Source organism: Clavibacter michiganensis, from assembly GCF_021216655.1.
Lineage (GTDB): Bacteria > Actinomycetota > Actinomycetes > Actinomycetales > Microbacteriaceae > Clavibacter > Clavibacter michiganensis.
In genome coordinates this window covers 3,045,730-3,071,476 of sequence record NZ_CP080437.1, presented here as the reverse complement: position 1 = coordinate 3,071,476, position 25,747 = coordinate 3,045,730, and the positions used below count along the sequence as shown (strand labels likewise).

The following is a 25,747-nucleotide window of genomic DNA, read 5'->3' as shown; positions in this document are numbered from 1 at the left end:
GCCGCCCGCGCCCGCGTCGTCGCGCATCAGTAGCTCACGCTCGGCGCGAGCAGGCGGAAGCCGACCGCGAAGGCGGCGACGGCGATCAGCGCGAGGACCACGAGGACCCGCCCGGCGACGATCCAGGCACCGCGCCGCGTCCGCACGGCCTGCCACGCGGCGAGCGCGGCGGGGATCACCGCGAGGGCGCCGAGGAGCTGCAGCGCCTGCAGGGTGCGGAGCGCGCCGGCGGGGACGTCGACGAACGAGAGCGCCTGCACGGCCGCGGCCGACCAGCCGACGAGCGCCACGAGGGTCACGGCCTGGCCGATGCGGGAGAGCAGGTGGGCGCGGCTGCGGCGGGGTCGCGGGACGGTGCTCACGGCGGCATCGTCGCGGTCGGCACGGGCGGCCCGGCGTCGGCCGATCCCGGCGAGCGCGGTGGCCGGCCACACGATCACCGACACGAGCAGCACGGCCACGGACGCGAGCAGCAGCGGCATCACCACGGACGCGACCTGCCACGGCTCCGCCCGCAGCATCGTGAAGGAGGCGCCCCACGAGATCGCGTCGACCGGTCCGCCGTCCGCGGATGCGCGGGTCGCGAGCACGGCGTCGCCGCCCACCTCGCGCCACAGGTCGTCGCCGGCCTTCTCGTAGACGCCCGTCGTGACGCCGAGCGGCTTCGGGGTCACCGCGATGGTGCCGTCGGCGCGCGGGACGATCTCGGTCTGGCCGCTGAGGGCGAGCAGCGCGCCGGGGTTCGAGAACGGGGAGCGGGAGGAGAGCCAGGTGCCGGCGAGGTCGGCCGCGGCCTCGGGGTCACCCACGGGCGCGGCGGCGGATGCGGTGCCGTCGTCCTCGCGCAGGTACCGGTCGGCGAAGCCCTGCAGCACGGTCGTGCGGAGCTCGAGGGTGTCGACCGCGTCGCGGCCGTTGCCGTTGAAGGTCACGAAGATGCCGGCGTCGCTGTCCGGGAACATGCGCATGGCCGTGTGGAAGACGTTGGTGTCGCCGTCGTGGCCGAAGGCGGGGACGCCGGGCGTGCTGTCGTCGAAGAAGGCGAGGTCCATGCGCTGGCCGACCGCGAGGGTGCCGAGCTGGTCGGCGCCGAGGGCGGGACGGTGCATCTCGTCGAGGGTGGCGGGATCCAGGAGCGCCTGCTCGTCGGGCAGGTCGCCGAGGTGGCCGAGCATGAAGCGGGCCATGTCGGATGCGGTCGCCGAGAGCGCGCCGGCCGGGGCCGCGTTGACGACCTCCGTCGGGTAGGAGGGCTGCGCGTCGTCCGGGTAGCCCTTCGCGAGGCGCGCGTCCAGGTCGGCGGGCAGCGGCTGCGCGAAGGACGACGAGGTCATCCCGGCGCGGTCGAGCACCTCCTGCTGCACGAGGTCGACGAACGGCGTCCCGGCCACGCGCTCGGCGACGTAGCCCGCGAGGCTCGCGCCGTAGTTCGAGTAGGCGGGCGTGGTGCCGGGGACGAAGACCTGCTCAGGCGGATCCGTCCTCATCACGTCGCCGAGGTCGCGCTCGCTGCCGGCGACGCCGATGAGGCCCGTGATGACCTCCTCGAACCCGGACGTGTGGGTGAGGAGGTGGCGCAGCGTGACCGCGCCCTTCGGGGTGTCGAGGTCGAAGTCGAGGTGCTGCTGCACGTCGGCGTCGAGATCGAGGCGGCCCTCTTCCACGAGCTGCATGACGGCCGTCGCGGAGACCACCTTCGAGACGGAGCCGACGCGGAAGAGCGTCTCGTCGGGATCCACCCGGCGGGCGGGGCTCCCCTCGGTGCCGGTGTCGGCGAGGCCGTAGCCGCGGGAGGTGAGCACCTGCCCGTCGGCGACGACGGAGACGGCGGCGCCGGGGATCCCCGTGGTCTGCAGCGCGGAGCCGACGACGCCGTCGAGCCAGGTGTCCACGTCGGCCCGCGTGAGGTCGTGGCCGCCGGGCTGGTGCTGCGGCGGGGCAGGGGGCGGTGGATCCGCGGGGGTCGCGGCGGTGGCGGCACCCGCGGCGAGCGGGATGGCGAGGGCCAGGGCGAGCGCGCCGACGGTCGCGGCGAGGCGCCGGGGGCGGCGGCCGCGGGTCGGGGCGGCGGGGGTGGAGCGGGGTGTCGTGTCCATGCCTGCAACGCTCCCGGCTGGGGCGCTCCCGCACAGGGCGCGGGAGTCGGCACCCGGGTTGCGACTCGAGTCGCAGGCGCGGGGGCGACCGGCGTCGACGGCCGGGCGGCTACGCGTCCGCGACGAGCTCGATCTTGAACCGCTCGCCGTCCTCCAGGAACGCGGCGCGGTGGTCGGGCCCGCCGGCGAACGGGTGGCGGTCCGCGTAGAGGCGCGCCCAGCCGTGGTCGGGCGCCTCGGCCCAGAGCCGCTCGACGTCCGCGGCGGATCCCGCGTGGAACGCGAGGTGGCTGAGGCCCGCAGCGCGCCGGTCGTGCGGGGCGTCGCGCGGGGCCCGGGCGATCACGAGGTACGCGTCGCCGAGGCGGAGGCTCCGGCCGTCGGCCCAGCCGGCGTCCTCGACGTAGCCGAGCTCGCCGAGGATCCAGCCCCAGGACGCCAGCGCCGCGTCGAGGTCGCGCACCTGCAGCTCTACGTGGTGGAGGGATCCGCGGGCCGTCACGCGGGGCCGCGACGCGCGACGGCGTGCTCCGCGAGGAACGCGGCGGACCGCAGCGTCAGACGCGGCTCGGCCCGGCGCAGCAGCCGCGCGCGCGGATCCTCCCGGTCGCCGAGGATCGCGGCCGCCCACCTGCTCTGCATCGTGCGTCTCCCGTCGTCGCGTCGTCCCTCCACGGTACGGAGGAGCGCCACCGGCCGCGTCCGCCGTGCGGGGGACGCGGCCGGGCGGGGCGGCGCGCGGGGACGGGGGCGCTGCCCGCGCGCCCCGCGGCCGGACGCCGTATGGTGAGCCCGTCGCCCCGCATCGCCGGGGCCGAACGACGCGCCGACCCGACGTCCCCTTTCGTCACGTGCGCGAGATGGTCCACGATGCACGCGCCGCCGCCGACACCGGCCCGACGCGCCGCCCCCGCAGGACCGGGCACGGTTTCCCGGCCGGTCCCGACGCTGCGTCCCGACACACCGACGTGCACCGCCCGGAGGCACTCCATCCCCCACCCCCGCTGCTACCCCGCCGACGACGCCTCGCGCGTCCACGCCAGCGCACCCCCGCCGCCCGGGGACGCCGACCCCGGCAGCCGCAGCTACCTCGACTTCGCCGTCGTCGCCGAGCACGACGGCCCGCACTCCGTCGCCGTCACCTACGACCACTGCGGATCCACCCCGCTCGCCCTCGGCTTCGCCCTGGACCGCGCGCAGACCCGCACCGTGCGCTACCCGCCGCTCGCCGAGGGCGCCACCCGGCGGACGCTGGTGCTCGCCGTGCAGATGCGCCGCGGACCCGGCGTGATCCGCGTGGCCGAGGGGCCCGCAGACGCCCGGCTGAACGTGCACTCGCTCCGCGTCACGCGGATCCACCCCGGCGAGGAGGCGGACGAAGGCGTCCCCACCCCGCCCACGACCGGCACGCTCGTGGCGGAGGACGCCGTGCAGGCGGACGCCGCGTAGACCTCCAGCCCGCGACGCGGGACGACGGGCGCGGGGCCTCGCGCGGTAGCAGCGCCCCCGAATGGGTCCACCCCTGGTATTCCCTCACCCGAGGGGCTATGTTCGCACCAGTCCCGAATGATTACCCGTCGCTGGGGACGTCGTGTGGCATTGCCGGAACGCGACGGTCCGGCAATGCGACAGCGATCACACCAGGCGCCCGCCCGATCCGGGCACCTGGGAGCAGGGCCCGACGAGCGGTCGCGCGTTCGTCGGGCTCGGGCTCCGTGACCCTCTCCTCCCCCTACCCCTCGGCCTGCTCGGTGGGGCATCGGATCAGCTCGCGCACGTGCCCGCCCGCCGACGTACGACGATCCAGGAGACGCCCATGACCGCGGAGGCCCCCGTCCCGCTCGGCAGCCGCTCGATGCGACGCGAGGACATCGAGCTCATGGTCGCGATCGCCTGGAACGCCGAGGGCCAGCAGCGTGGACTCCGCCCGCTGGCGTGGGAGCTCGGCGACGCGGACTTCGTGCACTTCATCGGCAGCGCCGACGCGTACTCGCTCCCGGCGCGACGGGAGATCATCGAGGACTGGATCGCGGAGCTCGGCCTCGCCGACGTCATCGACTCCACCGCTCCCCCGCTCCACCGCGTCGGCGGCGACATGGTGTGGACCGGCAGCATCGACTCCGTCGGCATGCAGTTCCACTACCCCGTCGAGGCCGGCGACGCGGATCCGTACGCCGACTGAGCCGCCGGCGTCCCCGCGCTCGTCGCCCGTCGCCTCAGGCCGCGGGCGTGCGGAACAGGACCGGTCGCCCCTCCTGCGCCGCGATGCGCGCATCGAGGCCGGCGCGGACGGCGGGCCACTCGTCGGCGAGGATCGAGTGGATCGCGGCGTCGCGCCAGGTGCCGTCGGCGCGGAGCTGGTCGCGGCGGCACACGCCCTCGAAGGTCGCGCCGAGCTTGAGGATGGCGGCGCGCGAGTGCGCGTTGCGGGCGTCGGCCTGCAGCTTGACCCGCCCGAAGCCCGCGTCGAACGCGAGGCCGAGCAGGAGGCGCTTGGCCTCCGCGTTGACGACCGTGCCCCAGACGCGCGGGTCGTACGCGGTCCAGCCGAGGTGCGCGCGCTCGCGGCGCGTGTCGAGCTCGGTGAGGCTCGTGGTGCCGACGAGCTCGCCGTCGTGCGGGCCGCCGACGAGGATCACGGCGCACGGCAGGTCGTCCCAGCGGAAGTAGCCGCGCGCCCACGCGTCGAACTCGGCCGGGTCGGTGCGGAGGCCTGCCGACCCGCCGCCGAAGCCGCCCGCGAAGACGGCCGGGTGGGCGATGGCGGCGCGGAGGGCCGGGAGGTGATCCGGGGTGAGCGGGTCGAGCCGGACGTGGGTGCCGATGAGCGGGGCGGGCGCGGGGACGGTGGCGGTCACCCGGCCATGGTGGCAGACGCGCGGCCGGGGCCCGCGGTGGTCGCGGGCCCCGGCCGGGCGGTGGATCCGGTCTAGCTGCCGGACGTGGACGTCGGCGCGGGCGTCGTGGCGGGAGCGCCGCCCGACGTCGAGCCCTCGGAGGATCCGGGCGTCGTGGCGGGAGCCGCGGGGCCGGCGGGCGGGGTGGGCGCCTTGCCGTCCGCGCCGACGGGCGGTGCGGGCGGGGCGCAGCCGTCCGCGGGCGGCGCGGGCGGGGTCGCGGGCGTCCCGTCGGCGTTCGTCGGCGGGGTGGGCGGCGTCGCGGGCGTGCCGTCCGCGTTCGTGGGCGGGGTGGGCGGCGTCGGAGGCGTCGCGGGCGTGCCGTCCGCGTTCGTCGGGGGCGCCGGCACCGTGGCCGTGGATCCGTCCGCGTTCGTCGGCGGCGTCGGAGGCGTGGGCGGCGTCGCCGGCGTGCCGTCCGCGTTCGTCGGCGGGGCCGGGGGCGTGGATCCGTCGGGCAGCGTCACGGGTGCCGGCGGCGTCGTGCCGTCGGGCAGCGCGGGCGGGGCGGGGCAGGTCGCGGAGGTGCCGCTCCCGGATCCGGCCTGGCCGCTCGTGTCGCCGCCGTTCCCGTCGGCGAAGGCCGGCGAGGAGAACAGCGCCACGAGGCCGAGGGAGGCCCCCGCGATGCCGACGGCGATGCCCGTGCGGCGCTTCCGCGGCGCCGGGGTCGGCGCACCGGGCTTCCGCGCGCCCGACCCCTTCTCGAAGACGGTGATGGTGTCGTCCATGGTGGTCCTTCCGTGTCCGCCGCGGCGCGGGGTGCACCGGCGGTCGTGGATCCAGGTTCGGCAGCGGATCTGAAGTCCTCCTTAAGTTCGGCGCCCCGAGCGGACATGCGGCCGGGAGCGCCCATCCGCGGCTCCTACAGTCGGGGCATGCTCCCTCCCGCACGCGTCCTCGTGGTCGAGGACGACGCCGCCATCCGCGCCGCCGTCGTCTCCACCCTCACCGCCGAGCGCTTCGTCGTCCGCGGCCTCGCGTCCGGCGTCGACCTCGAGGAGGAGGTCAAGGGCTTCCTGCCCGACCTCGTGGTGCTCGACTGGATGCTCCCCGGCCCGAGCGGGATCCAGCTGGCCGAGCGGATCCGCCGCTGGAGCGACGCGAGCGTCATCATGCTCACCGCCCGCGACGCCGTCGAGGACCGCCTGCGCGGCTTCGGCCAGGGCGTCGACGACTACATCGTGAAGCCGTTCGCGCTCGCGGAGCTCGTGGCGCGCGTCGGCGCGGTGCTCCGGCGGCGCGGGCGGCTCGCGAGCGTGGTGGAGATCGGCGACCTGCTCGTGGATCCCAACTCCGGCCTCGCGAGGCGCGGCGGCGAGCAGCTCGAGCTGACCTCGATCGAGTTCCAGCTCCTCGCCTACCTCGCGGCGCACCGCGGCCGCACGCTCTCCAAGACGCAGCTGCTCACGCAGGTGTGGGGGTACGACCAGACCGACCCGAACCTCGTCGAGGTCCACATCAGCGCGCTGCGCAAGAAGATGGAGGCACGGGGGCCGCGGCTCCTGCACACGGTCCGCGGGCTCGGCTACCGGGTGGAGGCGTGAGCGCGATCACCCGCGCGCGTCGCCTCGTGCCCGGGCGCCAGGCGGCGACCGCGCCGGACGCGCCGCTGCGCACCGGATCCCTCCGCACCCGCACGGTCCTCGCGGTGCTCGCGCTCCTCGCGGTGCTGCTCGTGGCGCTGTCGCTCACGGTGCAGGCGATCCTCGGGGCGCAGCTCCGGCAGCAGATCCAGGACCGGCTCGCCGACCGCGCATCCGCCGCCGCCGCGCTCGTGGGCGTGCTCGACGACGACGCGCTGGCCGAGCGGCTCAGCGCGCAGGGCGTGGCCGTGCAGATCACGAGCCCGGACGGCGGCGCGGTCTCGGTGCGGCCGTCACGCGATCCGCTCGGCGCGACGCTGCCGGGGCCGGATCCGCTGGGCACCCCTCCCGGCTCCGCCACGACCGCGACGCCCACGACGGGCGGCGACACGGTGACCGTCGCCTCCAGCGCCGTCAGCTCGTCGGACGGCTCCCTCACCCTCCGCTCCGACCTCAGCGACGGCACGGTGCTCGTGCTCTCGGCGGGCACCGGATCCGTGGACGGCACGCTCGCCTCCCTCCGCGGGATCCTCGCGGTCGCCTCCGTCGGGTTCCTGCTGCTCGCGGCGGTCGCGCTGGTCGTCGTGGTGCGCCGGACGCTGCAGCCGCTGGAGGACATGACGGGCGTCGCCCGCTCCATCGGCCGCGGCGACCGCGGCCGCCGACTCCGCCCCACCCGACCCGCGACGGAGCTCGGCCGCACCGCGACCGCGTTCGACGAGATGCTCGACGACCTCGAGCACGCGGAGCACCAGGCCCTCGCCGCAGAGGCCCGCATGCGCGCGTTCGTGGCGGATGCGGCGCACGAGCTGCGGACGCCCGTCGCCGGGATCCGCGCCTCCGCCGACGCGCTCGTGCGCACGGACCCGAGCGCCGAGGAGCGCGAACGGCTCGCGGTGCACGTGGTGCGCGAGGCGATCCGCGCCGGCCGCCTGGTCGACGACATGCTCATGATGGCGCGGCTCGACGAGGGCCTCTCGGTAGACGGCCGGCCCGTGCGCGTGCCGCCCGTGGTGGAGGCCGCGGTCGCTCAGCAGCAGGCGCGCACGCCCGGCACGCGCGTCGTCGCCGACGTCCGCGGGGCTCCTCCGGCGGTGCGCGCGGATCCCGACCGGCTCGCGCAGATCCTCGACAACCTCCTGCAGAACGCGGCCCGCTACGCCTCGTCCGAGGTGCGCGTCGAGGCCGAGGGCGAGGGCGCCGACGACGGATCCGTGCGCATCACGGTCGCCGACGACGGCCCCGGCGTCCCCGACGCCGACCGCGAGCGGATCTTCGACCGCCTCGTGCGCCTCGACGACGGCCGCGACCGCCAGCACGGCGGCGCGGGCCTCGGCCTGTCCATCGCCCGCGCGCTCGCCCGCGCCCAGGGCGGCGACCTCGTGTGCCTGCCTGCGGCGCTCGGCGCGGGCGCGCGGTTCCTGCTGACGCTGCCGGTGGTGGATGCGGGCGACTGAGTGTTGCGCGGTCTCCGCAGATGGTGTTGATTGTCGATAACATCGAGCATCGATAAGGGGACGCCATGGCGAGCACGGGGATCATCGAGAGCCGACCGGTGCGCGAGCGGCCGCGCGTGCTGCGGATCACCCGCTTCGTGCTGCTGCTGGTCATGACGTGGACGGTGATCGCGGACACCGGCCGAGCCATCGGCACGCTGACGGGCAGGACGATCGCGCTCTTCGGGAGCGCACCTTCCGATCTCCCGCTGACCTTCCTGCCCCAGATCACGCGAGCCGAGCCCGCCGTGGGTGGGACGGGATCCCTCGCCGACGCGGACCTCCTGCTGCGCATCCTCGCGGCAGCACCGCCCCTCATCCACGCCGTGACCGTGGTCCTGGCCGTGGCGTGGCTGCTGCGAGCCATCCGCGGCGTGGCGCAAGGCCAGCCGTTCCACGGGTTCGTGATCGTCAACTGGCGCCGGCTCGCGATGACCCTCCTCGCAGGAGGGCTCGCGCAGGGGTGCATGGACACGGTCGCCTACGCCTACCTCACGGCGCACCTCGGCTTCATCGCCCGCAGCGGTACGGGAACGGGAGCCGATCCCACGCAGTCGTTCCTGGGTTCGCGCTACGACGAGATCGCCACGCAGCTTCCCGCCTGGCCCGTCGACCTCCTCCTCGCCGGACTCGTCGCCCTGTCGCTCACGGCCGCGTTCCGCGCCGGCGCGCGCCTCGCCGAGGACGCCGATGGCGTCGTCTGACCCGCGTCGTCGCGGCGCCGTGGATCCGGCCCCCTCCGACGACGACGCCTCCCCCGCCACCCCGCACCGCATCGTCTGCCACCTCGACGCGGTGCTCCGGGCGCGCGGGATGACCCTCACCGAGCTGTCGGCGCGCACGGGGATCACCATGGCCAACCTGTCGATCCTCAAGAACGACCGCGCCAAGGCCATCCGCTTCACCACCCTCACCCTCATCTGCGACGCGACGGGCGCGACCCCGCAGGAGCTGTTCTCGATCCGCCCGGCGCGCTGACGCCGCCGGTCACGACGCCACCCCCGGCCTACGCTGACGGGATGAGCACCGACGCCCGCGCCCCGCGCACCCTGTCCGAGCACCGGCCCGAGGACGCGGAGGACCTCACGATCGAGGTGCCGGCGGCGCGGCTGTCGGCCGTGCGCGTGCCCGCCCGCACCGGGGATCCGGCGACCGCGCCCGTCGCGCTGCTCGTGCCCGGCTTCACGGGATCCAAGGAGGACTTCTTCCCGGTGCTCGGCCCGATCGCCGACCGCGGCTTCACGGTCGTGGCGTTCTCGCAGCGCGGGCAGTGGGGATCCACCGGCCCTGGCCAGGCCGAGCCGCCCGTCGACGCGTCGGGCTACGAGCTGGAGACCCTCGGCCAGGACGTGCACCACGTCGTCGACGCGCTCGCGGGCCGCGGCGGATCCGGCGGCCGTCACGTCGCGACCGACGTGACACCGGCCGCGCCCCTCGGCCCCGTGCACCTCCTCGGCCACAGCTTCGGCGGCGTCGTCGGGCTCCAGGCCGTCATCCGCGACCCCGGCCGCTTCGCCAGCTACACGCACTGGAACTCGGGCCCCCGCAGCCGCGGCGAGCGCTCCGAGCAGCTCGCCGCCGTCCGCGCGTCGGGCAGCGCCGGGCTCTGGCCGCTGTGGTTCCTGCCCGAGCAGCTCGACGGCGAGGACCCCGAGGTCGCGTGGTTCCGCACGCGCCTGTTCGGCACGGCGTCCGCGCAGCTGCTCGGCGCGCTGGAGATCATGCAGGCGCAGACCGACCGCGTCGACGACCTGCGCGCCACCGGGATCCCGACGCTCGTCTCCCACGGCGACGCCGACGACGCCTGGCCGCAGGACTGGCAGCGCGACATGGCCGAGCGCGCGGGCGCCCGCTATCAAGTCGTCGCCGACGCCGGCCACTCGGCCCAGGTCGACCAGCCGGAGGCGAGCGCGGATCTCCTCGCGGGCTTCTGGCGGAGCGCGGCGCCCGCCTCCTGATCGCCTAGGCGGTTCGCCACCCGCGGGACCGGGCCTGTCAGGACAGCCGGCCCGTGTCCTCCTGGAACCACCGGATCAGCTCGAGGAGCGCGGGCCGGATGGCGTCGTCCGGGCGCTCGCCCTGCAGGTCGTCGAACGTGTCGCGGTAGCCGGGGATCCGCTCGGCCACGCGGGCGTCGTACTTCGCCATGCCCATCGTCCAGTCGGGGAACTGCCGCTCGGCGATGCGCTCCTCCATCAGCGTGGAGATGCGACCGTGGCGGTCGTCGGCGAGGATCGCCGCCATGCGCTCCCGGACGTCGGCGTCCTCGCCCTCGATGAGCTGGAGGAAGCGCCCCTGCCGGTGGACGAGCAGGCCGGTGAGACCGTGGGCCTCGTTGGTCGCGCGGCTCTGCGCGAGGAGCTGGGCGAGGTCGATGTCGTCGAAGGACCGCTCGGCCGTGCTGGAGTAGACGATGCAGAGCATGGTGTCCTTCCGCGCGCGCGGGGGCGCGTCATCGGGCTGGGCCGGATCCCCGCCGCCCCTCCAGCCTGGTCCTCCGTCCGACCGCCGACCAGGGCGACCCGGGATCCATCGCCCGGCCGATGCCGTCGGCGCGGCGTCCGCGATAGCTTCCGGCCATGATCATCTGGCTGAACGGGACGCACGGGGCGGGCAAGACGACGACGGCGCGGCTCCTGCAGGAGCGGATCCCCGACAGCCGCGTCCTCGACGCCGAGAAGGTCGGCGAGGTGCTCATGGACATCCGGCCGCCGCTCCCGCAGCTGGACGACTTCCAGCACTGGACCCCGTGGCGGCCGCTCGTCGTCGAGACGGCCCGTCGCGTGCTCGACTACGCGGGCGGCACGCTCGTGATGCCGATGACCGTGCTCGTCGAGGCGTACTGGCGCGAGATCAGCGGGGGCCTCGCCGGGCACGGCATCCCGATCCGCCACTTCGTGCTGCACGCGGACACCGCGACGCTCCGCGACCGCATCCAGAACGACCAGGACCTCGGCCCGTCCGCCTTCCGCTTCTCCCGCGTCGAGCCCTACGCGGAGGCGGCGCGCACCTGGCTGCACGCGGAGGCGGAGGTGGTCGACACGTCGCGCATCACGCCCGCCGAGGCGGCGGATCGCATCGCGGGGGCGGTCCTCGCGGGAGCGCCTGGCGCCTCACCCTCAGGGACGCCGGGGGACAGCCGTCGGCACGGCGCGTGGGAGGACCAGGCCTGCGTCGACGACCACTCGATCCCCCACCGGTTCCGCGAGCGAGACGGTGAACGGGGTGGCGGGGCCCCCAGGGCACGTCGCGAACTCCCCGCCCTGGGGGCGGACCCCGAGCACCACCGCGATGCGTCCCTCCGATTCCTCGAGCGACACGACCGCGATGCGCCCCGCCGCGCCCTCGCCGGAATTGCAGGCGTGCTCGTCGACCAGGAATTCGAGGTCGCGCGACGCGGGGTCCGGCGCGTCCGCGAGCGCCACCGTCGCCATGCCGAGCCCGCCGAGATCGAGCCGGAGCGCGCACGGAGACGACGACCAGGAGTGCCAGGACCTACCCGTGCCGTCCATGTCCACCAGCTCGATGGCGAGGTACTCGTGGTCGGAGGGGATCCCCCCGGTCCCGAGGTCCTCGAGCTCTTCGAGCTCCCGGAACGCCTCGACCCTCGTGGCGGACTCCGCCAGGGTGAACCAGCCCGCGCTGTCGGAGAGGTCCATCTCCCGCCCCTCGGCCCGTGCCGCCTCCGCGAGAGCGGTCCGGGCGGAGCCGCTCAGAGGTGCGCGTCCCTCGTAGGCTGCGCGGTCGACGGTGCGGCCATTGCAGTCGTACTCCGTCGCGTCGTCGCGCGACCGGGGCGCATCCGACGCGCACGCGGACAGCAGCACGAGCGCGGCCAGCGCGGCGGTGGCGAGCGGCGTGCGACGCATGCGATGACCCCACGTGATCCGGTCGGCCCAGCTTGCAGCCCCCTCCGCGCTCGCACCACCCCGCGCTCGGGGGTCTCAGGCCTTGTCGTGCAGCGTCACGTGGTAGCCGTCCGGGTCCGCGAACGCGAACGTGCGGCCGAACGGGCCGTCGAACGGCGCGGTCACGATGCGGTGCCCGTCGGCCACCAGCGCGTCGTGGATCCCCTGCACGTCCGTCGCGTGCAGCCAGAGGGCCGCGCCGATGCCGGGCTGCGGGGTGCCCGCGATGTCGGTGCCGGGGACCACGCCGCGGAGCGCGAACGCGATGGGCGTCGTGGTGAAGACGACGGCGTGCGGGGGTCCGGCGGGCGAGCGGACGAGGCCGAGGAAGCGCTCGTAGAAGACTCGCGAGGCGTCGAGGTCGGTGACCTGGAGCGAGATGAAGTCGGGGCCGGTGACGGGCATGGTGCCTCCTGCGATCGATGTCAGATGCCTGACATGAAGGAGCGTATGTCAGACTGCTGACATGAGTCAAGGCGACGACGGCATCGACCTCCCGACCTCGCTCGGCTACCTGCTCAAGGAGGCCGCGAGCGCGCTGCGCGCCGCCATGGAGGAGGCCCTGCGCCCGCTCGGCATGACGATCACGCACTACTCGTGCCTGGAGCTCCTCGCGCAGCGGCCCGGATCCTCGAACTCCGACCTCGCCCGCGGCGCCTTCGTGACGCGCCAGTCGATGAACGTTCTCCTGCAGACCCTCGAGCGCGACGGCATCGTCACGCGACCGGCCGGAGAGGCGGTCGGCCGGGTGCAGCCCACGCGGCTCACGGCCGCGGGCCGCCGGCAGCTGGCGAAGGCGAGCGCGGCCGTGCGCGCGGTGGAGCTGCGGATGCTGGCCGACCTCAGCGACGCCGACCAGGAGGCGGCCACGCGGATCCTCCGCGGCATGGTGCGGTCGCTGCGCGCGGACGGCGCGTGACCCGCTAGCGCATCACCGCTCGACGACCAGCCGACGCAGCTCCGCCGACGACACGTACCCGAAGCGGTGCAGCTCGCGCCAGGCCGCCACATACTGCTCTTGGCCCATGTCGAGATCCGCCTGCAGGCGCGCGCGGTTCATGGTGCGGGCGTCGGCGCGGCTGAGGAAGCGCGCGAGGTCCGACGCGTCCGTGCCGAGGCGGGCGTCGTCGGCCCAGCCGTCGTGGATCAGGGTCAGGCCTCGAGGAGGTCGTGCAGCACGACGACCTGCTCGCGCTCCGGGCCCACGCCGATGGCGGAGATGCGGGCGCCGCTCATGCGCTCGATGGCCGTGACGTAGTCCTGCGCGTTCTTGGGCAGGTCCTCGAAGCGGCGGCAGCCGGTGATGTCCTCCTGCCAGCCCGGGAACTCCTCGTAGATGGGGGTCGCGTGGTGGAAGTCGGACTGCGAGACGGGCACCTCGTCGTGGCGCACGCCGTCGACATCGTAGGCGACGCAGACCGGGATGGTCGCGAGGCCCGAGAGCACGTCGAGCTTGGTGAGCACGAAGTCGGTGACGCCGTTGATGCGGGCCGTGTAGCGCGCGATGGGCGCGTCGTACCAGCCGCAGCGGCGCGGGCGGCCGGTGGTGGTGCCGAACTCGAAGCCCTTGGCGCGCAGGTACTCGCCCGACTCGTCGTTCAGCTCCGTGGGGAACGGGCCGGCGCCGACGCGGGTCGTGTACGCCTTGACGACCGCGATGATCCGCTCGAGGCGGTTCGGCGCGACGCCGGATCCCGTGGCCGCGCCGCCGGACGTGGCGCTCGAGGACGTGACGAACGGGTACGTGCCGTGGTCGATGTCGAGCATGGTGGCCTGACCCGCCTCGAACAGGACGGTCTTGCCCGCGTCGAGCGCGGCGTTCAGCTCGAGCGACGCGTCGCCGACCATCGGGCGCAGGCGCTCCACGTAGGAGAGCAGGCTCTCGACGATCTCCTCGGCCGAAATGGCGCGGCGGTTGTAGATCTTCACGAGCATGTGGTTCTTGGCGTCGAGGGCCGCCTCCACCTTCTGGCGCAGGATGTTCTCGTCGAAGAGGTCCTGGATCCGGATGCCGACGCGGTTGATCTTGTCCGCGTACGTGGGCCCGATGCCGCGGCCGGTGGTGCCGATCTGGCGCTTGCCGAGGAAGCGCTCCGTGACCTTGTCGATGGTGCGGTGGTAGTGCGTGATCACGTGCGCGTTGGCGCTCACGCGGAGCTTCGAGACGTCGACGCCGCGGGCGGCGAGCGCGTCCAGCTCGTGGAACAGCACCTCGATGTCGACGACGACGCCGTTGCCGATGACGGGCACGACGCCCGGCGTGAGGATGCCCGACGGCAGCAGGTGCAGCGCGTACTTCTCGTCGCCGACGACGACCGTGTGGCCGGCGTTGTTGCCGCCGTTGAACTTCACGACGTAGTCGACGCGGCTGCCGAGGAGGTCGGTCGCGCGTCCCTTGCCCTCGTCACCCCACTGGGCTCCGATGATCACTACTGCGGGCATGGCTCACTCCTCGTCGGGGGCGGGTCGGTCGGGGTGGTTCGGGTGGCGTGCGGTGGTGCGGGCGGAGGTGTGGAGCGGTGGGTCAGTCCTGGCCGCGGATGACGATGGCCTCCGTGGGCGGGAGCGCCCCGGCCGTCATCGCCTCGATGTGGCCGGCCGCCGTGGGATCCGCATCGCGCAGGAAGGCGCTGAGGCGCGAGACCTCGTCCTCCTCGCCGATGGCGGCGGCCGCGCGACGCAGCGCGTAGAGGGAGCGGAGGACGCCGCGGTTGGGCTCGTGGCTCCACGGCACGGGGCCCTGGCCCTTCCAGCCGGACTTCCGCAGCGAGTCGAGGCCGCGGTGGTAGCCGACGCGGGCGAAGGCGTAGGAGGCGATGCGGTCGCCCTGGACGTACGCGGAGTCCGACAGGAGCGCCCATACGAGCGACGACTGCGGGTGGTCGGCGGCGATGGCGCCGAGGGTGTCGTGGTGGCCGTCGGCATCCTGGATGCGGGCGGCGACCTCGGGCTCGTCAGCCAGGCGCGTCTCGGGCACGCCGAGCAGGTTCTCTCCAGTCACACTCGATCCTACCAAGGCGGTCCTGCGGGTCCCGAGGGCGGGCGGATCCCGTCGCGGGTGTCCGCCGAGCGCGCCTGGGGAGGGGATCCCGGGATCCGGGGCATGCGCGGGCCGCGCACGACGTTGGCGGAGGGGTACCTACGAGAGGACATCCCCATGAAGACGTGGTTCATCACCGGCGCGTCCAAGGGCTTCGGCCGCGAGTGGGCGGAGGCGGCGCTCGAGCGCGGCGACCGCGTCGCCGCGACGGCCCGGGACACCTCCGCCCTCGACGCGCTCGTCGAGCGGCACGGCGACGCCGTGCTCCCCCTCCGGCTCGACGTCACCGACCGCGACGCCGGCATCGCCGCCGTGCAGCAGGCGGCGGAGCGCTTCGGCTCGCTCGACGTCGTCGTCAACAACGCGGGCTTCGGCCAGTTCGGCGCGATCGAGGAGATCACCGAGGACGAGGCGCGCGGCCAGTTCGAGACCAACGTGTTCGGCGCGCTCTGGATCACGCAGGCCGCAGTCGCGATCATGCGCGAGCAGGGATCCGGGCACATCGTGCAGGTCTCGAGCATCGGCGGCATCAGCGCGTTCACCACCACCGGCATCTACCACGCGTCGAAGTGGGCGCTCGAGGGCCTCAGCCAGTCGCTGTCGCTCGAGGTGGCGGAGTTCGGGATCCACGTGACGCTCGTCGAGCCCGCCGGGTACAGCACCGACTGGTCGGGCGCGTCGGCCAAGCGCAGCGAGCCGATCGCGGCCTACGACGGCATGCGGGAGCGCCGGGCCGAGGGATACAAGAACACGACGCCGGGCGACCCGACGGCGACGCGCGACGCGATCCTCGCGATCGTCGACGCGGAGGAGCCGCCGCTGCGGATCTTCCTCGGCGACGGCCCGCTCGCCATCGCGGAGCAGGACTACGCGTCGCGCCTCGCGACGTGGCGGGAGTGGGAGGACGTGTCGGTCGCGGCGCACGGGAAGACGGGGTCCTCCGCCGACGAGGACTGACGCGCGGCGCGGGCCCGACGCGGCGCAGGTCGCGTCAGGCCCCCGGCAGCCCGTCGAACACGCCGAGCCGGGTGACGGCGTCCGCGGTGAGGAAGAGGCCGAGCAGGAACAGGATCGTGAGGATCAGGCCGCGTCCCGCCTGGCGCATGGAGTCGGCCCGCTTCGCGGCCCACTCGCGCGCGCCCTCACGGGAGGCCGTGGCCAGCCCGATCAGCAGGATGAGCACGACGGGCAGGACCACGACGGCGCTGTAGGCGACCAGCCACGCGACCCACTGCACCGGCGGGAGATCGGCGCTCGTGAGGATCCCGACGGCCGCCAGGTACGGCAGCGCGCTCGACAGCTCCACGACCGTGACGCCGAGCCCCAGCACGAACAGGCGCCCCGCGCCCCGGTCGAGGTCGAGCGGGCGGCGCGCCCGCTTCGGCTTGGCGGGCGTCAGCGCCCCGATGAGCAGGATGATCACCCCGACCACGAGCTGCGCGACGTCGAGGGCGCGCTCGGGCACGTCGCGGAGGACCTGGTCGATCAGGACCCGCAGCCCGAGCATGAGGGCGACGCCCACGCCCACCATGGCGACCGTGATGCCGGCGGCGTAGGCGAGCAGGGAGGCGGCCATGCGCCGACGGTCGTCGAACCGCGCGACCACGATGAGCAGCGACACGACGATGGCGGACGGGTTGAGGCTGTCGAGCAGGGCGAGGCCGAGCACGGAGAGCGTCACGCCGCCGCCCCCTCGCGCCGCGGCGCGTCGGCGCCCGGCAGGACCGGGGACTCGGCGCGTCCCCGGGAGGGCTCGCGCGCCGAGCCCTCCCGCACCGGCTCACGGTCGTCGACGGGCTCCAGCACGGAGAGGGGAGGCGTGACGACCTCGAGGACAGGCTCGAACCCCGTCACGCCCGATGCCCGGGGATCCCGGAGCGCGCGAGGTCGATGCCGACGTCCATGTCACTCCTCCTGCAGGGCCGTGACGGGATCCATCCTCGCCGCGCGGCGCGCGGGGACGACGGCCGCGACGACCGCGAGGCCGACGACGATGGCGGCGATCACGAGCAGCGCGCCCGGCGAGGCGACGAAGAGCGAGAAGCCGGGGAGGTCGAGCCCCATGCCGCGCGCGACCGACGGGGCGAGCGACCACCCGAGGCCGACGGCGAGGGCCATCGCGGACAGACCCCCGATGAGCGCCGTCAGGAGCGACTCGGTCGTCGTGATGACCGCCAGCGCGGCCCGGGATCCGCCGAGCGCGCGGAACAGCCCGATGGTGCGGGTGCGCTGCTGCACCGACGTCAGCATGGAGTTCACGATCCCGAAGCCCGCCGAGAGCAGGGCGAGCGCGGAGAACGCGCCGAGCACGAGCACGGCGACGTCGACGACGTCGCGGAACGACCCGAGCTGGTCGGAGACCGTCTGGGCGGCGAAGCCGCGGTCCTGCATGTCGGCGATGGTCTCCGGGACCGCCGTCGACGTGAGCACCGCTCCCGAGTACGAGACGGGGCTCCCGTCGGGCAGTCCCGTGCGCTGGATGTCGAGCATCGCGCGGCTGAGGGCGAAGTTCGGGCGGATGGCATCCCCCGTGATGGTCTTCTCGACCACGCCCGCGATCTCGGCGTCCACTGTGCGGGTCTGCCCGTCTGCCGACACGATCCCGAAGGTCACGGACCGGCCCACGGCGTCGCTCGGCTCGGCGAACGACGAATCCCGGACGGCGGAGAGCGGGAGGAGGATCTCCGGCTCGGCGCCCTCGACGTCGAGCTGCTCGCCGGCCACCACGTCGAATCGCATGCCCGGCACGGCGTCGGCCATGGGGGCGACGAAGCGCTCGTCCTCGATCCGCACGAACTCCGGGCTGGCGGGTGCCACGGGCTCGACCCGCTCCACGCCGGCTGCGTCGCCCATCGCGCGGATGTCGTCCTCGGAGATCGCCGCGGACCCGGCCGCCTCGCTGCTGTAGGGCGTCAGGCCGCCCTCGCCGAGCCCGGCCGGCGTCACGATGACGACGTCCTCGGCCCCGATGGAGCGTTCCTGCGCGGCGATGTACTGGTTGACGCCGGCCCCGATGCCGCTCGTGAGGGTGAGGGTGAAGGCGCCCACGGCGACGGCGCTGGCGCTGAGCACCGTGCGGAGGGGCCGTTCGCGCAGATGCGACACGGCCTCGGAGATGACGAACCCGGCCCTCATCGCGCCACCGCCTCGGCGAGGTCGGCGAGCCGACCGTCCTGGACGCGGATCACCCGTGAGCAGCGTCGCGCGAGCGCGTCGTCATGGGTCACGAGGACCAGGGCGGTGTCGCCCTCGTCGGGGTAGGCGAGCAGGGTCTCCGCCACCACCTCCGCGTTCTGCGAGTCGAGGCTGCCGGTCGGCTCGTCCGCGAACAGGATCTGCGGCTCGTTGGCGAGAGCACGTGCGATCGCGACGCGCTGCTTCTGTCCGCCGGACAGGTCGCCGGCACGACGCGCGGCGAGCGCCGCCAGTCCGAAGCGATCCAGGAGATCCAGGGATCGGCGTCGGGCGGCGGCTCGACTCTTCCCGGCGATCCGGAGCGGCAGGCTCACGTTGTCGGCGACCGACTGGCGGTGGTCGAGCTGGAAGTTCTGGAACACGAACCCGAAGCGCTCGTTCCGCACGCGGTCCTTCTGCCGCTCCGACATGCCGCTCGCGGGCTGCCCCGCGACCCGCACGTCCCCGGACGTGGGCGAGTGGAGCAGGCTCAGCACGTGCATGAGCGTGGACTTGCCGCTCCCGCTGCGGCCGGTGATCGCGAGCCGGTCGCCGGCGCGCACCTCCAGGGAGACGTCGTCGAGCGCCGTGGAGGTCGTGCTGCGCGTGCTGTACGTCTTGCCCACCCCGTGGGCGGACAGGAGCTCGTCATTCATGGCTTTCCCTTTCTCGTGATGCGTCCTCGGGAGACCCGGGCGCGTGGACGGCATGTCTGGCGTGCCGGAGGATGTCGACGAGCCCGGCCATGGCACCCGTCGTGGGACCTCCGTCGTCCAGGGAGACCCCGGCGATGGTCGGCACCACGAAGATCCCGTCCGCCGCGAGCGACCGGAGGTTCCGCACCACCGGCGGGAAGCGGGAGGTCCCCTCAGGGAGGGACGGCGCGACCACCACGGGCGCGGACGTGTCCATGGCGCAGGCCAGGGCGAGGCTGTCGGGCTGACCGTGGGCCAGCTTGCCGATGAAGGCGGTCGTCGCGGGGGCGACGATCACGAGGTCGGGCCACGACGCGAGGTCCCGGTGCGGCACCCGACCGGTCGACGTGTCCCAGTCGGGGCCGGCGACCGCGTGACCGCTGGCCACGGCGAGCGCGCCCGGCGCGACCAGGCGGACGGCGGAGTGGGTCACGCAGGTGCGGACGTCCACCCCGTACCAACGCCGCAGCGCGACGATCCACTGCGGCAGCTGGGTGACCCCGAACGCGCCCGTGCCGATGAGCAGCAGTCGCCCCCGGGCGAGCGGCAGGTCGCGCGGTCGGCTGAACGTCTCCGGCGCCGGCGTCATGGCGCCTCGTTCAGGGGCGGGACGTCCGCGCGGCCGACCGGCACCCGCACGAGGGTCACCCGGCCGAGTCCGGCGCGGGCCACGGCGTCGCGGAGCACGGGTGCGGGATCGCCCCCGTCTCCGACCGTGAGGACCTCGCAGGATCCGCCGACCGAGGGGAGCAGCGCCTCGATGAGCGACCCCCGGGTGAAGTCCGACGCGAGACCCGCAGCCCGCGCCTGGCTGTCGAGCCAGCCGTAGCCGCCGTCGTCGAGGATCACGTACAGCAGCGGCATCGGGCGCCGGGCGAAGAGGCCGAGGTCGGGCAGGAGAGTCGAGAAGGCGCCGTCGCCGCAGATGCACACCGTGAGGGGTGCGCCGCCCAGCGCGATGCCCGCGGCTGCGGCGACGCCGGATCCGAGCGTCGTCAGCTCGGAGGGTGCCACCGCCGTGCAGCCGTCGGGCAGCCGGAAGACGGGCGCGAGGTAGCTCCAGATGTCGCGGAGCCCGTTCTCGTGGACCACCACGGTGCCCTCGGGGAGCGCATCCGCGAGCGACCGCAGCACGGCGGCCAGCGGGGATCCCCGGTAGCGCTCGGAGCGCACGGCTGCGGGGATGGCCGAGGCGACGCGTCGTCGCCAGGCGGCATGCGTCGTCCGCGCCTCCGGCAGCGCCTCCGCGAGCGCCCGCAGGGCGTCGCCCGCGTCGGCGATGACGTGACCGCCCGCGCGCCCACGGTCGATGCCCGAGACGGCGGCGTCGACCTGCAGCACGGGGGTGTCGCCGGGGAGGCCCGTGACCGCGGTCTCCTCCAACCGGGTGCCGACCGCGAGCACGACGGTCGCGTCGCGCACGACGGCCGCGCTCTCCTCGGGGAGGTAGAGCCCGGCGACGCCGAGGAACGTGGACGCGCCCTCCGAGGCCGCGCCGCGACCGGACGCGGTCACCGCCACGCCCGCCCCGGCCCTGTCGGCCAGCTCGTGGAGAGCGGCCGGCGGGACCGCCCCGCGGGCGCCGCCGCCCACGAGGATCACCGGACGCTCGGCGGCGAGGAACGCCGACAGGAGCTCCGGCAGCTCCATCCTCGTGCTCGGGCGGCGCACCTCCCCCTCCACCGTCAGACCGTCCGGGATCTCGAGCAGCACCGGTCCGCCCGGCACGGCCCCGGCCCGGGCGAGCGCCTCGGCGATCGCCCCCGGGAGCGCCGCCCCCGTCTCGACGCGTTCCGCCCAGACGGTGACCGGCGCCGCCAGCGCCAGCGTCGGGGCGTCCTGGAACGCACGGTCGCGGAGCCTGGCCGACGCCGTGCCCGACGCGAGGACCAGCACGGGGGCGTGCGCGGCGAGCGCCTCGAGGAGGGACGGCACCGTCGCGGCGACTCCCGGACCGCGGCCCACGACCACGACGGCGGGACGTCGGGACGCGATCGCCTGCCCTGCGGCGGCGGACACGGCCGTCCGCTGGCTGCTCATCCAGACGAAGTCGATGCCCGCGGTGCGGAACGCGGCCAGCGAGGCCATGTCGTCGTCGGGCAGGCCGAGGACCTGACGGACGCCGTGCTCCAAGAGGGTCCGCGCGACCACGGCCCACGGATCCGACGTCGCCGCGTCGGGCGGGATCGCGCGCTCCCCCGCCGCGGGATCCGGGTGCCCTAATGCCCCGCTCATCCGACGGCCCGGAGCAGCAGGCTCGCGTTGTGCCCACCGAACCCGAACGAGTTGGAGAGCACGGCCCGGACCTCCTGCCGTCGCGTCGTCGTCACGATGTCGTAGTCCGGGAACTCGTTGTCCTCGAGGTTGATGGTGGGCGGGATGACGCCGCGGTTCACGGTCAGGGCGGCGATGGCCGCCTCGAGGACCCCGGTGGCGCCCAGCAGGTGCCCGGTCATCGACTTCGTCGCCGTGATCGGCAGTCGCGTCGCCCGCGGACCGAACACCTCCCGGATCGCCCCGAGCTCCGTGGCGTCGTTCATCTGCGTGCTCGTGCCGTGCGCGTTCACGTGGTCGATCCCGTCGGGGGACTCGCCGCCGTCGGCAAGGGCCGCGCGCATCGCCGCGACGGCGCCCGCGCCCGTGGGCTCCGGCGCGGTCATGTGGTGGGCGTCGGTCGTGACCCCGTAGCCGGCGAGCTCGGCGATCCCGACCCGGCCGTGCCGACGCGCGGACTCCTCGGACTCCAGCAGCATCGCCGTGGCCCCCGACGACATCACGAACCCGGACCTCCGCCGGTCGAACGGACGGCTCGCGCGCGACGGATCGTCGTTCCACTCGGCCGTGAGCGCACGGGTGTTGGCCGTCGCCGAGATGTCCTGCCGGTTCAGGGGGTGCTCCGCGCCGACCACGAGGACGGCCGAGAGGTAGCCGTGCCGGATGGCGCGCATCGCCTCGCCCAGCGCGATGGCCCCCGTGGCGCACGCGGCGGAGAGCGCGTAGCTCGCCCCCCGCAGCCCGTGGGCGATGCTGATGTGCGCGCCGAGCACGTCCGGGGAGCCGTACACCGCGAGGTACGGCGAGACGGCGCGGGGGCCGTTCGCATCGAGGACGCGCGTCCCGTCCTGGTTGAGCTTGGACGCCCCGTACCCGGTGGCGGTGGTCACCCCGGTGGTCGCCTGGTCGATGCCCATCGCCCCGTCGCGCAGGCAGCCGGAGGTGAGGAGCGCCTCCTCGGCCGCGGCGATGCCGTACCAGGCGTAGGGGTCGTGGCGGCGGAGGTCCGCGTGGCTGAGGTGCAGGCCCGGGTCGAAGTCCGCGACCTCCCCGCCGATCCGGACGCGGAGGTCGTCGGCCGGGATGCCCTGCAGGCGGTCGATCCCGCTCCTCCCCTCCAGGAGGCGGTCCCAGGTGGTGGTCATTGTCGGGCCGAGCGGCGTCACGGCGCCGATCCCGGTCACGAGGACACGGTGCGTGCTCATGTCGCGATCCTTCCGGTGGGGGTCGTCGTGCGGTCCCCGTGGAGCGCGGTGGGGAGGTGGATGGGGCCGTTCTGCCGGCGACCGCCCGAGAGGACGAAGCCGGATGACGCGCCCGCCCCGCCGAACGGCTCGTAGCCGCGCGTCGCTCCCGCGAGCGGGCGGTCGACCGCGACGGTGTAGCTGCCCACGAGAGCGCGCGCGTGTCGGTCCTCGACGCCGTAGAGGGTCACGCCCATGGCGTTCTCGGGGTACGGGGCGGTCGTCAGCAGGAGCTCGACGACGCGCTCGACGTCGTCGTGCTCCACGACGGTGATGATCGGGGCGAAGTGCTCCTCGGGTCCGGGGAACGCGTCGAGGTCGAATCGCACCACCGCCGGGGAGATGGTGTGGCGGCGCCAGAGCGGCTCACCGCCGTGCGCGACGCGGTCCGCGTGCCGTGCGAGGTAGTCGAGCGCGCCCGAGAGCGTCCTGCGCCGCAGGAGAGGGGGCAGCGGAGACCGCCGGTCGGCACCTGCGGTCACCGACTCGACGAGCGCGGCCGAGAACGCGTCCGCCACGCGCCTGTCGACGAACACGACGTCCGGTGCCAGGCAGTCCTGGCCCCAGGCATGCAGCCGAGCGGTCACCACCTCCTCGGCGGCCCGGGCGATGTCCGCGTCGGGGCCGACGATCACGGGGTTGTGCCCGGAGCCGAAGAAGACCAGGGAACGGGCCCGCCCGATCGTCGTCGCCACCTCGTCCGCCGTGCTCCGCCGGCCGCTCAGGACGACGTCCGCCTGCGCGGCGCGGGCTCGGGCCAGGAAGGGCGTCCTGTCCGAGCCGTCCACCTCCACGCCCGGCAGGAGGTCGGCGAACTCCGCGACGACGGCGAGGAAGACGTCCTCGATGGCGCGCGCGGGACGCACGACGACGCGCCGCCCCTGGATCAGGGGGACGATGCAGAAGAGGGCGAACGACTCCAGCACGGCGTTGGACGGCAGCATGACGAAGACGGGCGCCCGCGCGTCATCGTCCGGGCCCGTGCCCGGCGCCCCAGGGGGTGCGTCGACGTAGGCGTCGACGAGGACGTCGAGGAAGGACTCGAGCTCCGTCTCGGCGCTGGCCCGGTCGCCCGCCGCGGTGAGGATGTCGAGGAGCCGGTCGCCGCGGTCGCGGGCCCGCAGGATCAGGTGGTCGAGCAGCTCGGCGTCGTCCGCCGGCGCGGCGCCGTCCGACATGCGGACGGCGCGTCCGCGCTCCAGCCGGCGAGCCATCGCGCGCACGCGGTCCCTCCCGACCTTGTCGGCCGCTGTCCGCGGCAGCTTGCCGACGACCTCGATGTGGTTCGGCTGCGCCTCGGCGGGCAGGACGTGTTCGACGATGCCCCGCCAGAAGGGCACCGCCCGCCGCAGCTCGTCCTCCACGAACAGCCACACGCGCGGCTCGCCCTCGCCCTCGATCGCGACCGCCGCCGCCGGCACCCCGTGGCTGAGGAGACGGAGCTCCATCGCGGCCAGGTCGAGGAGGTAGCCGTTGCGCTGGGTGACGCCGAAGCGGCCGTGGACCCGGAGCCGACCGTCGACGACGCTCGCGTAGTCCCCGGTGTCGGCCCAGCCGTCGCCCGCGTCGGGCAGCCGGCCGTGCGCCATCGGACGCCCGTCGGTCCGGCGGACGAGCAGCCGACCGGCCATCGCGTCCGTGTCCGAGTCCGTCTCCGAGTCCGTGTCGGAGTGCGAGTGCGCGTCCGTGACGGGCGCGATCCTCGTGCGGTACGTGTCGACGGGCTCGAGTCCCGGTCCCCCATCGGGGGAGAAGGCCACGTTGCCGAGCTGCGTGGACCCGTAGCCGTCGATGAGGGGCCGGCCGACCGCTGCCCGGAAGTCGCGGAGCAGGCCGGGGCCGACCGGTGAGCCGCCCACGCCCCAGACGCGCACGGAGGCCAGCCCGGGCAGCGCGTCGGGATGCGCGCGGATCCAGGAGAGCAGGCCCTCGTGGACGCGCGGGCTCGCGTCGACCGCGGTGACCGCGTGCCGCTCCGCGGTGCGCACGGCCTCGCCCATGCGCAGCCGGCAGGTGAGCACCAGCTCACCGCCCGCGACGATCGCGGTGAGCACGACGCTGCCCCCGTACTGGCCCCGCAGGGGGAGCAGCGGCATGAAGACGTCGCCCTCGCCGTATCCGACGGCCCTGATGGTGGCGCGCACGTTCTCGAGGATCTCCGCGCCGGACTTGACGACGACGACCGGCGTCCCGCTCGTGCCCGAGGTCAGGACGCCCAGGGCTTCCTCCCGGAGGAACCAGCGGCCGAGGTCGACGGGCACGCGGAGGCTGTCCAGACCCGCGTCGGGCCGGGAACGGCAGGCGGCGCGGACCTCGTCGCTCACGTCGACGACGCGCTCGGGACCGCTCGCGCGGTCGCGCACGCCGCGACGGTCGGTGACGACGACCCACGCGGCTCCGACGGCCGACGACGACGCCGTCGCGACGTCGTCCACGAGGACGACCGTCACGTCGCTGTTGATCAGGGCGAGCCACGCGATCACGGTGCGCGGGGAGTCGTCCGAGACGAGCGCGACGCGGTCGTCGGGACGGATGCCCCGGGCCTGGAGCAGACCCGACATGCTGCCGACGACGCCCTCGAGCGCGGGGGCCGGCAGCGAGATGCCGTGGCCGTGCAGGGCCCGCAGCCCGCCGAACCCGGCTGTCATCGCAGCCAGGATGCGTTCGGGGTGCCGGACAGGTAGGAGGCGAGGGCCGCCCGGGCCTTGGCCTTGGCCTCGGGAGGGACCGCCGGCGCGAACGGCGCGGCTCCGAAGGGGTCCCCCTGGTCGATCGCGGCGAAGTACTCGGGTCGGATCAGGGACCACACGGTCGCGTCGTGGTACTCGCCGTCGATGTAGAAGTAGTCGCGCAGCACGCCCTCGATCGTGAGACGCAGGCGTGCGAAGGCGGGGATCGTGTACGGGTTGTACGACGCGGTCGTGATCTCGACCCGCCACGCGTCGAGCTGCTGGAACAGATGGTCGATGAGGCGCACGAAGGCCTCTGCGCCGTACCCGCTCTGCCAGTGGGACTCCTCCCCGAGCACGATGGCGATCGCGTAGGCGCGCGAGTGCCCGCGGTGCCCCCAGTTGACCAGGCCGACGGCGCCGAGGCCGGGCACGTCGATCATGAGGTAGTTCACGGCCCCGGAGACGTGCAGCTCGCGGATCCGTTCCGGGGAGACGTTCTCCCCCACGTCGCCGGTGTACGCGGCGCCGGCGGAGTCGGCGGAGATCCAACGGGAGATGAGGGGGAAGTCCTCGTCGCGGGGAGGACGGAGGCGGAGGCGTTCGCGGGGCATCGGGATCTTCTTCGGTCGGGGGTGGACCCGGTCGCGGCCCGTGGACGGGCCGCG

29 protein-coding genes and 1 pseudogene are annotated in these 25,747 nt (G+C 74.6%); 10 read left to right on the top strand and 20 right to left on the bottom strand.

Going from position 1 to position 25,747, the window contains the following annotated elements; all coding sequences use genetic code 11:
• Window positions 1-26 precede the first annotated feature (26 nt).
• The 3 genes from K0V08_RS14650 to K0V08_RS14640 all read right to left on the bottom strand — a co-directional run bounded on the left by K0V08_RS14650 (window position 27) and on the right by K0V08_RS14640 (window position 2,789).
• Window positions 27-2,096 (bottom strand): serine hydrolase domain-containing protein, encoded by a 2,070-nt coding sequence (locus tag K0V08_RS14650; protein ID WP_079531806.1) that lies wholly within the window; start codon window positions 2,094-2,096, stop codon window positions 27-29.
• A gap of 109 nt (window positions 2,097-2,205) precedes the next feature.
• The gene (locus K0V08_RS14645) at window positions 2,206-2,598 is read right to left on the bottom strand and encodes a VOC family protein (protein ID WP_079531804.1); all 393 of its coding nucleotides are present in this window, start codon (window positions 2,596-2,598) and stop codon (window positions 2,206-2,208) included.
• Window positions 2,595-2,789 carry a hypothetical protein gene (locus tag K0V08_RS14640; RefSeq protein ID WP_079531801.1) on the bottom strand — a complete coding sequence of 65 codons (195 nt, stop codon included), beginning with the start codon at window positions 2,787-2,789 and terminating at the stop codon, window positions 2,595-2,597. Before K0V08_RS14640 ends, K0V08_RS14645 begins: the two co-directional genes overlap by 4 nt.
• 177 nt (window positions 2,790-2,966) lie before the next feature.
• Between K0V08_RS14640 and K0V08_RS14635 the strand changes: the two genes are divergently transcribed.
• Both K0V08_RS14635 and K0V08_RS14630 read left to right on the top strand, forming a co-directional pair.
• Window positions 2,967-3,545: a hypothetical protein gene (locus tag K0V08_RS14635; protein WP_227267014.1), complete on the top strand. Its 579-nt coding sequence runs from the start codon at window positions 2,967-2,969 to the stop codon at window positions 3,543-3,545.
• 367 nt (window positions 3,546-3,912) lie between these two features.
• Window positions 3,913-4,278: a hypothetical protein gene (locus K0V08_RS14630; protein ID WP_079531798.1), complete on the top strand. Its 366-nt coding sequence runs from the start codon at window positions 3,913-3,915 to the stop codon at window positions 4,276-4,278.
• Window positions 4,279-4,312: 34 nt separating this feature from the next.
• Here the strand turns inward: K0V08_RS14630 and K0V08_RS14625 are convergent, their stop codons facing one another.
• Window positions 4,313-4,954 (bottom strand): GNAT family N-acetyltransferase, encoded by a 642-nt coding sequence (locus K0V08_RS14625; RefSeq protein ID WP_011931922.1) that lies wholly within the window; start codon window positions 4,952-4,954, stop codon window positions 4,313-4,315.
• Between the two features lie 71 nt (window positions 4,955-5,025).
• Window positions 5,026-5,724, bottom strand: a complete 699-nt coding sequence (locus K0V08_RS16100; RefSeq protein ID WP_011931921.1) for a hypothetical protein — start codon at window positions 5,722-5,724, stop codon at window positions 5,026-5,028.
• Window positions 5,725-5,871: 147 nt separating this feature from the next.
• On the opposite strand from K0V08_RS16100, the gene K0V08_RS14610 reads away from it, so the two are divergent.
• The 5 genes from K0V08_RS14610 to K0V08_RS14590 all read left to right on the top strand — a co-directional run bounded on the left by K0V08_RS14610 (window position 5,872) and on the right by K0V08_RS14590 (window position 10,033).
• On the top strand, window positions 5,872-6,540 hold the full coding sequence (locus tag K0V08_RS14610; protein WP_079531796.1) for a response regulator transcription factor: 669 nt from the start codon (window positions 5,872-5,874) through the stop codon (window positions 6,538-6,540).
• Window positions 6,537-8,036 (top strand): sensor histidine kinase, encoded by a 1,500-nt coding sequence (locus K0V08_RS14605; protein ID WP_079531793.1) that lies wholly within the window; start codon window positions 6,537-6,539, stop codon window positions 8,034-8,036. Before K0V08_RS14610 ends, K0V08_RS14605 begins: the two co-directional genes overlap by 4 nt.
• A 65-nt stretch (window positions 8,037-8,101) precedes the next feature.
• Window positions 8,102-8,779: a hypothetical protein gene (locus tag K0V08_RS14600; RefSeq protein WP_079531791.1), complete on the top strand. Its 678-nt coding sequence runs from the start codon at window positions 8,102-8,104 to the stop codon at window positions 8,777-8,779.
• Entirely contained in the window at window positions 8,766-9,053 is a 288-nt protein-coding gene (locus K0V08_RS14595) for a helix-turn-helix domain-containing protein (RefSeq protein WP_174239908.1), read from the top strand. Before K0V08_RS14600 ends, K0V08_RS14595 begins: the two co-directional genes overlap by 14 nt.
• Window positions 9,054-9,094: 41 nt before the next feature.
• Window positions 9,095-10,033 carry an alpha/beta fold hydrolase gene (locus tag K0V08_RS14590; protein ID WP_079531788.1) on the top strand — a complete coding sequence of 313 codons (939 nt, stop codon included), beginning with the start codon at window positions 9,095-9,097 and terminating at the stop codon, window positions 10,031-10,033.
• Window positions 10,034-10,070: 37 nt separating this feature from the next.
• On the opposite strand, the gene K0V08_RS14585 is transcribed toward K0V08_RS14590, so the two are convergent.
• Entirely contained in the window at window positions 10,071-10,499 is a 429-nt protein-coding gene (locus K0V08_RS14585) for a BLUF domain-containing protein (protein ID WP_079531785.1), read from the bottom strand.
• 155 nt (window positions 10,500-10,654) lie between these two features.
• On the opposite strand from K0V08_RS14585, the pseudogene K0V08_RS14580 reads away from it, so the two are divergent.
• A pseudogene (locus K0V08_RS14580) lies at window positions 10,655-10,957 on the top strand (ATP-binding protein); the annotation flags it as partial.
• Window positions 10,958-11,194: 237 nt separating this feature from the next.
• Here K0V08_RS14580 and K0V08_RS14575 read toward each other — a convergent pair.
• Window positions 11,195-11,944: a hypothetical protein gene (locus tag K0V08_RS14575; protein ID WP_079531782.1), complete on the bottom strand. Its 750-nt coding sequence runs from the start codon at window positions 11,942-11,944 to the stop codon at window positions 11,195-11,197.
• Window positions 11,945-12,019: 75 nt separating this feature from the next.
• The gene (locus K0V08_RS14570; RefSeq protein WP_079531780.1) at window positions 12,020-12,388 is read right to left on the bottom strand and encodes a VOC family protein; all 369 of its coding nucleotides are present in this window, start codon (window positions 12,386-12,388) and stop codon (window positions 12,020-12,022) included.
• Between the two features lie 61 nt (window positions 12,389-12,449).
• On the opposite strand from K0V08_RS14570, the gene K0V08_RS14565 reads away from it, so the two are divergent.
• Complete coding sequence (locus K0V08_RS14565; protein WP_011931911.1) at window positions 12,450-12,902, top strand: MarR family winged helix-turn-helix transcriptional regulator; 453 nt, start codon at window positions 12,450-12,452, stop codon at window positions 12,900-12,902.
• A gap of 12 nt (window positions 12,903-12,914) precedes the next feature.
• Here the strand turns inward: K0V08_RS14565 and K0V08_RS16095 are convergent, their stop codons facing one another.
• From K0V08_RS16095 to K0V08_RS14555, 3 genes are all read right to left on the bottom strand, one after another.
• The gene (locus tag K0V08_RS16095; RefSeq protein ID WP_255522714.1) at window positions 12,915-13,043 is read right to left on the bottom strand and encodes a hypothetical protein; all 129 of its coding nucleotides are present in this window, start codon (window positions 13,041-13,043) and stop codon (window positions 12,915-12,917) included.
• A 92-nt stretch (window positions 13,044-13,135) separates the two neighbouring features.
• Window positions 13,136-14,425: an adenylosuccinate synthase gene (locus K0V08_RS14560; protein ID WP_011931909.1), complete on the bottom strand. Its 1,290-nt coding sequence runs from the start codon at window positions 14,423-14,425 to the stop codon at window positions 13,136-13,138.
• An 82-nt stretch (window positions 14,426-14,507) separates the two neighbouring features.
• Complete coding sequence (locus tag K0V08_RS14555) at window positions 14,508-14,984, bottom strand: DUF3151 domain-containing protein (RefSeq protein ID WP_011931908.1); 477 nt, start codon at window positions 14,982-14,984, stop codon at window positions 14,508-14,510.
• 156 nt (window positions 14,985-15,140) lie between these two features.
• Here K0V08_RS14555 and K0V08_RS14550 point away from each other — a divergent pair, with 156 nt between their 5' ends.
• The gene (locus tag K0V08_RS14550) at window positions 15,141-15,980 is read left to right on the top strand and encodes an SDR family oxidoreductase (RefSeq protein ID WP_011931907.1); all 840 of its coding nucleotides are present in this window, start codon (window positions 15,141-15,143) and stop codon (window positions 15,978-15,980) included.
• A 34-nt stretch (window positions 15,981-16,014) separates the two neighbouring features.
• On the opposite strand, the gene K0V08_RS14545 is transcribed toward K0V08_RS14550, so the two are convergent.
• The 9 genes from K0V08_RS14545 to K0V08_RS14505 are packed head-to-tail and all read right to left on the bottom strand — an operon-like array spanning window position 16,015 to window position 25,693.
• A complete protein-coding gene (locus tag K0V08_RS14545; protein WP_011931906.1) occupies window positions 16,015-16,704 on the bottom strand; it encodes a GAP family protein in 690 nt (229 codons plus the stop codon).
• A complete protein-coding gene (locus K0V08_RS14540; protein WP_157444676.1) occupies window positions 16,701-16,877 on the bottom strand; it encodes a hypothetical protein in 177 nt (58 codons plus the stop codon). Before K0V08_RS14540 ends, K0V08_RS14545 begins: the two co-directional genes overlap by 4 nt.
• A 51-nt stretch (window positions 16,878-16,928) precedes the next feature.
• Window positions 16,929-18,158, bottom strand: a complete 1,230-nt coding sequence (locus K0V08_RS14535; protein ID WP_011931905.1) for an ABC transporter permease — start codon at window positions 18,156-18,158, stop codon at window positions 16,929-16,931.
• Complete coding sequence (locus K0V08_RS14530; RefSeq protein WP_011931904.1) at window positions 18,155-18,853, bottom strand: ABC transporter ATP-binding protein; 699 nt, start codon at window positions 18,851-18,853, stop codon at window positions 18,155-18,157. The genes K0V08_RS14535 and K0V08_RS14530 overlap by 4 nt, the downstream gene beginning before the upstream one ends.
• The gene (locus K0V08_RS14525; RefSeq protein ID WP_011931903.1) at window positions 18,846-19,481 is read right to left on the bottom strand and encodes a flavoprotein; all 636 of its coding nucleotides are present in this window, start codon (window positions 19,479-19,481) and stop codon (window positions 18,846-18,848) included. Before K0V08_RS14525 ends, K0V08_RS14530 begins: the two co-directional genes overlap by 8 nt.
• Window positions 19,478-21,127 (bottom strand): thiamine pyrophosphate-binding protein, encoded by a 1,650-nt coding sequence (locus K0V08_RS14520; protein ID WP_079531777.1) that lies wholly within the window; start codon window positions 21,125-21,127, stop codon window positions 19,478-19,480. Before K0V08_RS14520 ends, K0V08_RS14525 begins: the two co-directional genes overlap by 4 nt.
• Window positions 21,124-22,371 carry a beta-ketoacyl-[acyl-carrier-protein] synthase family protein gene (locus K0V08_RS14515; RefSeq protein WP_079531775.1) on the bottom strand — a complete coding sequence of 416 codons (1,248 nt, stop codon included), beginning with the start codon at window positions 22,369-22,371 and terminating at the stop codon, window positions 21,124-21,126. Before K0V08_RS14515 ends, K0V08_RS14520 begins: the two co-directional genes overlap by 4 nt.
• Entirely contained in the window at window positions 22,368-25,058 is a 2,691-nt protein-coding gene (locus K0V08_RS14510; protein ID WP_079531729.1) for an aldehyde dehydrogenase family protein, read from the bottom strand. The genes K0V08_RS14515 and K0V08_RS14510 overlap by 4 nt, the downstream gene beginning before the upstream one ends.
• Complete coding sequence (locus tag K0V08_RS14505; protein WP_011931899.1) at window positions 25,055-25,693, bottom strand: GNAT family N-acetyltransferase; 639 nt, start codon at window positions 25,691-25,693, stop codon at window positions 25,055-25,057. Before K0V08_RS14505 ends, K0V08_RS14510 begins: the two co-directional genes overlap by 4 nt.
• Window positions 25,694-25,747 lie beyond the last annotated feature (54 nt).